The organism is Catenibacterium sp. (assembly GCF_052354645.1).
Lineage (GTDB): Bacteria > Bacillota_I > Bacilli_A > Erysipelotrichales > Coprobacillaceae > Catenibacterium > Catenibacterium mitsuoka_A.
In genome coordinates this window covers 1-8,692 of record NZ_DAWDDM010000072.1, presented here as the reverse complement: position 1 = coordinate 8,692, position 8,692 = coordinate 1, and the positions used below count along the sequence as shown (strand labels likewise).

Here is an 8,692-nt window from a genome sequence, read left to right as displayed (position 1 = left end):
CTTATATCCTATGAATGCTTTAGTTAATGACCAAAAAGAAAGAATCAGGGATTTATTAAGAGATTATCCACAGATTACATTTGGTTCATTTACAGGGGACACACCATATAAAAGAACAAGTAAAGCATTAGCTGATTTAGGAATATATGATGAAAGTACCATACTTGAAAATGAGTTAATATCAAGAGAAGAAATAAGGAGAAATCCTCCTGATATATTATTTACTAACTATTCTATGCTTGAATATCTATTAATTAGACCAGAAGATTATTCAATTATTAACCCTAATATGATGAAGCAGTGGCAGTTCATGGTACTCGATGAAGCACATACCTATAAGGGATCATTAGGAATGGAATTATCATTCCTAATGAGAAGATTAACGGGGTTAGTAGATAAGAAGCCTCAGTTTATTCTTACAAGTGCGACTTTAGGTGATAAAGACAATGTTGAAGATATTACAAGATTTGCTAGTAATTTGACATCATCTGTATATGAAAGTGATGACGTTATCTTTAGTCAACGTGAATACTTGAATAGGGCAAATATCACTTATAGTATTGATCCGGAGTTATATGTTGAATTATTCAAAAACTTAAAGGATTTGAATGTAGTTAAGAATATCTGTAAAAGATATCAAAGTGTTGATGAGTGTAATGATGTAGAAGAGTGTTTATACCAATTATTGATTCATGATGAGAATGTTTATTTTCTATATGAAATGATTGGACATACAAGTACTTATTCAGAAATTAAGAAAAAGGTTCAAAGTAGACTTGAAATTAACGATAAACAGTTAGTATTGCTTATTCAATTGATTTCATTAGCTAATTACCAGGGAAATACTATATTTGATGCTAAATTTCATATGTTCATAAGTACACCTGATAGAGCTTTTATTACACTTGGAAAAGATAAACAAATTAGATTTGGAAACTATGAAACGATTAATGGCAATAAGGCATTTGAAATAGGTGCATGTAAAAACTGCAATCATATGTATATTGTAGGTAATATCGAAGATGGTTACTTAAAAGCAAATGATTCAGTGGATGTGTATGAAAACTATGAAGAATCAATGAATCGTAAACTAGATTTTTTTGTTTTAGATAATGAAGATGAATATGATAAATTGCAACATTATAAAGTATGCTCAAAATGTGGAAAAATCTTCCTATGTGATGATTTAAATGCAGAGCCTTGTAAGTGTGGAAAGGAATATCTTGTTGATATTTATAAGGTAAATAATGATAAGAGCAGTATGCAAAATAACTTAGCACAGTGTGTTCATTGCGGACACCAGAATACTCATGGTATATTGCGCTCCTTTTATTTAAATAAAGATTCTGCAACTGCAGTATTAGCAGAAATTTATTATGAAGCAATGGGGGAAAGTAAAGCAAACAACGAAAATAAACAACCTGTATTGACTGATTTATTTACATTGAATGAAAGTCATACTAATGAAAAGAACGTAAAACAATTGTTGGCTTTTTCAGATAGTAGACAACAGGCTAGTTTCTTTAGTACGTTCTTTGATTATAATCAAGAAAGATTCTTAAATAGAAGACTTGTTTGGGAAGAATTAAAGAAAGATAAAGAAATACCAGTTAAAACATTAGCTTCAAGATTAATTAGTAAAATAAAAGAGAATGGTTTATTTGAACTGGATGGTACTTCTGCGCAGTCAAAGGCTTGGGTTGCTATATTAAGAGATCTTTTAGTTGTAGACGGACAACATAATTCAGAAGGTATTGGATTATATTATTACAGATATGATTATTCAGATAAAATACCAAGTCTAAGACAGAATGCGACTGCTATTAAACAGTTATTTAATTTAGGGGTAGAAGAATTCATGACTTTGATTGATGTCGCAGTTATGATGTTTAGAAAAAACAGTGCTATTGATTATCAGTTAGCTGAATTATCTACACAAGAGAAAAAAGATGCTTTTCAGTACATTGATCAGGAAAAATTTATAGCTCTAAAGAAGATTGAAGGTGAATCATCATATAGAAGAAAGTTTATTGTAAGTTTTATTCCTTTCAATCAGAAAGTACCTAATACAATTACTTCATATATTATGAAGGTATGTGAATGTTCATTAAGTCAAGCTATTGATTTAGCAGAGAAGTTATTCGCACTTATGATGAATCTAGGACTGTTCAAACAACAGATGTTAGAAAACATGAATGTTTATCAGTTGAGTTTGGAAAATTTTGTAGTAGAGTCTTATACAAGTAAAAAATGGTATGTATGCAGTAAGTGTAAAAAAATCACTATTAATAACATTCATAATAAGTGTATTGATAAAGAATGTAATGGGACTTTAGAAGAATGCGATGTTGATCAAATATTTGCGGATAATTATTATAGAAACCAATACAAGAATAAGGAGATAGAAGGTATATCTATTTCTGAACATACAGCGCAGTTGAGCAGAAATAAAGGAAGAGAAATACAGAAGAAGTTTAAGAATAAAGAACTAAATATATTGAGTTGTTCCACTACCTTTGAAATGGGCGTAGATATTGGTTCATTGGAAAATGTATTCCTAAGAAATGTTCCTCCAACTCCAGCAAACTATGTACAAAGAGCAGGACGTGCTGGGCGAAGCAAGGATGCATCTGCACTAATAGTGACATATTGTACGAATACATCACATGACTATTCTTATTTTGTGAATCCTATAGAAATGATAGAAGGAGTAGTTAATCCTCCACAATTTGATATAAGAAATGAAAAGATAGCTATCAGACATATATTAGCAAGTGCATTTGGTTTCTTCTTCAGAGAGAATCCAGAGTATTCTAAAAATGTAACAAAACTTATTTATGATGATTCTATGAAAGAATTTTTAGACTACTTAAAATCTAAACCAGAAGATTTAGGAAATTACATAGATTCTAAAGTAATTTATTCTGATGGATTTAGTAGATATCGTCATTTTGGATGGTTAGAAGATATCTTGTATGATAAATCTCGTTTGATGTTATTTATAGGAGAGATGATTGATAGAATTGCTTTATATAGAGAAGCAACAGAAAAAGCAAAGGAAGATAATGATTTCAATCTAGCAAAATACTTTATTGGACAGGTTGAACAGATGGAAAAAGAATCTGTCATATCAACACTTTCTAAATACGCAGTTATACCGAAATATGGTTTCCCTGTAGATGTAGTAAGTTTAAATGTTATGGATCAAATTGGTAAGAATAACGAATATAATCTACAAAGAGATCTTTCTTATGCGATTTCAGAATATGCACCCGAATCAGAAGTAAGTGTGGATAAGAAAAAATATGTGTCAAGATACATTAATACACCTAAGAAGAATGCGGGAAGTCTTCCTAGATACTATTATGAAATATGTCCACACTGTGGTCAGATGGTATTATCATTAACGCCTAATGAATCAGTTACATGTGATAATTGTGAGCATGAAGTAGATGTAAGTCATAATTATTTTGTAATTCCTGAATTAGGTTTCTCTACAGATGCAAAAGCAAAGAAATCAAGATCAGTTAGACCGAAGAAGACATATGCTGGTGGTATCAATTATGTAGGTGGTGGTATTAAGGAAGATACTGTCTTTACATATAAAGATAAAGTTAAAATCAGTATGTACAACAATGATAAACTGCTTATTTTAAATGAACATCATTTCTTTTATTGCCCAGAATGTGGTTATACGAAAATAATAGATAGATCTTTTGCACATTCACTTACTGATAAAAGAAGTCATTATAATGCATTAGGATATTCTTGTAGTAACAAAAAACTAGAAAGAGTATCATTAGGACATATTTTTCAGACAGATGTTATCAAGATGGAGATAAATGGGGATTTTAATGAAGCAGAATTGATAACAACTATTTATGCAATATTAACTGGTATGAGCAATGTTTTACAGATTGAACGAAATGACATTAATGGTTTAATTTGTAGGAACCAAACATTTCAATATGAGATGATCTTATATGATAATGTGCCAGGAGGTGCAGGTCATGTTAAGAGACTTGCAAATGAAATGGTATTTAGAAAGGTGCTTTTAGCAGCACTTAACATTGTAAGTCAGGATTGTTGTGATGATGAGACAACATGTAATAAATGTTTAAGAACTTATTATAACCAAAGGTATCATAAGGTTATGAAGAAAAAATATGCAAAAACTGTATTACACTATTTGCTTGATGATTAAGGGAAGTGAACTATTGAAATATGTTTAACATCTTAAAGAAACTTATACAAAGGCTTTTTTCAAGACAGAAAAAAGAAACACATTCTTCGCAGAGTGCATCTAATGGGAAAATCTATGCAAATAAACCAAGTGAGGATTTAGATGAATGTAGTGAAGATGTAACTCTTACAGAAGATAAGAAAGAAGAATTAGAAGAAGAGAGTGAACAGCCATTTATTTCTGTAAAAGAAACAGTTGAGATTAGTTCAGATGAATCTAGTGATAATGTAATTATTGATGTAGAAAGCTTAGAACTAGAAGAAGAGAATGATCAGATTACTGTTCCTACAGAAGATATAGGGACTGTTGAAACAGAAGAAGTAGCTATAACTAGTTCAAATGATTCAGAAGAATCTGGTGAAGATGAAAATGTCAGAGATGATAAGATAGAAGAATTAGAACTAGGGGAAGAAAGTGAACAATCATCTGGTTTTGTTGAAGAAGCGGTTGAGATTAGTTCGGATGTGTCTAGTGATAATGAAATTACTGAGAAAGTAAGCTTAGAACTAGAAGAGGATGATCAGATTACTGTTTCTATAGAAGAAAGTGAAACAGTTGAAACAGAAGAAGTCGCTGTAACTAGCCTAGACGATTCTGGTGAAGATGAAGTTATCGAAGATGATGAGAAAGAAGAATTAGTCCTGGAGGAAGAAAGTGAACAGCCAACTACCTATGTAGAAGAAGCAGTTGAGTCTAGTTTGGAAGAGTTTAGTGATAATGAAGTTATTGAAAAGACTGAATCTGAACAAAAACAAACGGGTATTTCAGCAACTGAAGAAGAAAATATAGAAGTATCTGAAGTTCAAGATGTTACACAATCTTTTGAAGAAGAGGATGAAGATAGCCTAACAATTGAAGAAGCTCTTGAAAGTATGAAGAAAAAGAAAAGAGTTCGTAGAACCAAAACTTTAGAAACCAAAGAGCCAGTTGAACAAGTTGTTGTCGATACTTCAAATTTAGATATGAAGTATCAAAATATTGCTGTTGATATCAATGATTTTGATACAATGATGAATCAATTAGTTGGTAAGCTTTCAGCTGATAAACTTATTGGATTAGATTTACTACAGATAGCTGGTAATGATGAACTAAAGAAAAAGATTCATGCAAGGGCTATTGGACATTTGAAAGTTAATTATAATAAATCTTCTGTTGTGTTATATGAAGGGATAAATGAGATTGTTGTTTCATTAGTTATTATTGCATTAGATCATTATGATGGCAGTTTATGGGATCATGTTCAAGATGAATATAATAATTTATATGTAGGTAGAAGTGAGCAGAGAGTGAATGCTCTTATAAGAAAAATTCTTGCACAATCTTCTAATGAACCAAACAATAGATATATCAATTACGTTATTCGTCAAACTATTACTCCATCATACTTTGTACCTGATTTCATCACGTTTGCCTTTGATATCTATAAGGACACATTTAAATATGAATTGATTGATAATTCTAATATCCTCAATGAAGTTCTTGCAAACGTATTTATTGATATAAGTAGTAAATATGAGAGTAAGAATAATCAGTTTAAATCTAAAGCTAAATCATATAAACTCATTAAAACAATCAGAGATATTATCGATAATATCGATTGGTTTAGTGAACTTATAGAATATACAAAGATTATCTTGAAGTATCTTGATACTTATTACTGGAATGAGTCAAAGGAAAATTTACCATATTTTGACTACTTTGAACCATTTTTTAAAGATTGGATTTCAAAGAATAAAATATTCTTTGAAGCAAAAGAAAGAAGTAGTCATGAAAAAGTGCAATGGAATGCTACGTATTCTTTAAAGGGAATAAATGTGTTATTACATATTCCTGATCACTTGATTAGTAGAGAGTATCCTGCTAGTTCTATTAGGATTGTAGTAAGTCATGGAAGTGAAGTTGTTAAAGTTATTGATAGACCAACTATTACAGAAGTAGTAGGAAGTAATTTGATTGTAGGGAATGATGTGGTGTTAGAAAATCCAATCGGTAAAGTCAATTACAAGATTTTTTCAAATAGTGATGTTATTTTTGACTCTAAGAAAACTCTGTATCGTGAATTCTTGTTCTTCTCTGAAAATCATAATGAGATTAAACAAGGAAGTAAGTATGTAGGTAATATAGATGTGGTAGGTACAGAGATTAAAGCAATTAAAAATATTGAAGTTTATTATACAAACCAATTTTATTCAATAGGTAATTTAGTGTTGAATGAACATGAGTCTATTATGATGGATGATAGAGCTGTTTATACCTCTTATAGTGATGACAAAATGCTTGTAGGTACTAAATCTACAAAAGCGTATATTAGTGAATCAATTCATCATCTTGACATCTATACGGAAGTATTAGGATTAATATTCACATGTCCAAAGATGGATGATAAGAGAATACAGTTACAAGTAAATAATAGTAGATATCTCATGACAGATTTAAGTGAAAGAGGTATTGGGGATTATACAATCTGTGAAATGAGTTTAGATGGTTATACAGTACAGGGATTTAACTATATTGCAGTCAAAGAACTGAATACTGATTCTACTCTCTTTAAGCAGAGTTACTTCTATTGTCCAGAATATACACATAAGTGTAAGCTGCATAATGATGAGATAGTTCTAAATATCAATTGTAATCTTGTTGAAGGAAAAGAATACATAGCAGATACTAAAAAGGATAATATGTTTGAGTTACCATTTACGTCTCAATATTTTGAAAGTGAATTATATTTAGTACCTAAAGTAGATATTCCTGTTTATAGAATAGAAGATGGTGTATGGAAACCATTCAGAGAAGAAATATCTATTAAAGATATTACTACATACTCTAAGATATGGATTGATGGAATAGATTTCTCTCAAGTTAAAGTTAGTTTACCTAATAAATTTGTTACTGATAAGTTGGCAGTTAATTATAGAGATAATAAGGCATATCTTCCATGTGCAATGATTAAGGGATTAGAATCAAATGGGTATGCAAAATGTTCCATTAATTTTTATAAAGATTCATTAAGTGTTGATTCTCTTAATGTTTACTACAGAGCTGTTGTAGATTATAAATCAATGTATATGAGATATGAAAATGATGATAGTGTTTCTATTTCATTTGATTACTTTGGAAAAGATGATATTACAGTGAAACTCTTCAAGGGAGAAAAATGTGTTTGTGATGTAACTACAACTGATAAACCAGTTCATATCAAGGTGCCAAATATTGAAAAATTTACTGCTTATAAAATACAGATACTAGGAGGCACAAATGATATCTTTAGTATGAATGCGAATCAGTATAACATGTATAGAAAAGAGAATATATTCTTCTATGATGCGAATGATATTGTAGGTCATACTTTCAAGATTGATCAAGGCAGAGGAGAAGTTTATGATCAAGATAATGATGAATGGTATGACAAGAAGCTATCTTTTAAACATACAACAGTTCATGTTGATTCAATGATTGAAGAAGATCTTTATAAGGTTACTGTAAATCACTTTGATCAGAAAAGAAGACATAAAAAGAATCTTCAATTACTTCTTACTTCTGAGATAGTAGATGGAAAGTTCTGGTGTGATATTAGTAGTGAAGGTGATTTATTGCTTTATGATAATATAGCAAAGTCGATTGTATTTATTGAGAATAAGAGTACTAGAAAAAATCTGGATATTCAAGAGTATAGGATTTCTTATGTAGAGTAATGGGAGAACGGTGTTTCCGTTCTCTTTTACTGCTTTTTATGATAGTTAATTAACAGTAGATCTTTATGGAAATCATAACTTGAGATATAATTAAGTATAGTTTACTAAATAAGAGCAGTTATGATTATGGAGGTGTACTTTATGGCAAGTGAAGTACTTTTGAATGAATTAAGAAGTATTGAGGAAGAATTAGAAAAAAGCAATAAAAAGGTGACAGATGAAAATGCATTTGAGTATTTAGCAATGCAATTTTTCTGTTATAAGATTAAGAATATAGAGCCAAAGTTATATGATATCGAAAGTTCGATTACAAATGGTCCAAATGATGGTGGTATTGATTTTGTATATTATGATGATGAAGAGTCTAAGGTTGTGTTAGGACAATGCAAATATACAGAAAACATGAAATTAAATGATATCATATCTGAATTAAATAAAATGAGTAGTACTGTTGAAAACTTTAAAATTGCTAATACAGGTATATATAATAAACAACTGAAAACTAATCTGCAAAATGCATTGGATAGATTACCTGACGAAAGTGAAGGAAATGTTGAGTTTTGTATCTTTACTACATCAGATATAAATCAAGATGATATCGCTAAAAAGCTAAATGAAGAACATAATCAATATTCAAAAGATATGGTGTCAGTTTATGGAGTAAGTGAAATCTATTCACAGATTAAAGAATTAATTGAAAAAGCTAAAACTGTAAATGAGTATAAGATAGAAATTGATTCCCCTAATAATGTATTGC

The 8,692-nt window shown here is 30.0% G+C and carries 2 protein-coding genes and 1 pseudogene; all 3 read left to right on the top strand.

Annotation, left to right across the window (positions count from 1 at the left end; genetic code table 11):
• On the top strand, nt 1-4,204 hold a 4,204-nt coding region (locus tag ACT8VG_RS04750; protein WP_444195302.1), incomplete at its 5' end, for a helicase-related protein.
• A gap of 20 nt (nt 4,205-4,224) precedes the next feature.
• Nucleotides 4,225-7,935, top strand: a complete 3,711-nt coding sequence (locus ACT8VG_RS04745) for a hypothetical protein (protein WP_444195301.1) — start codon at nt 4,225-4,227, stop codon at nt 7,933-7,935.
• Nucleotides 7,936-8,076: 141 nt separating this feature from the next.
• Nucleotides 8,077-8,692, top strand: a pseudogene (locus ACT8VG_RS04740) (AIPR family protein); the annotation flags it as partial.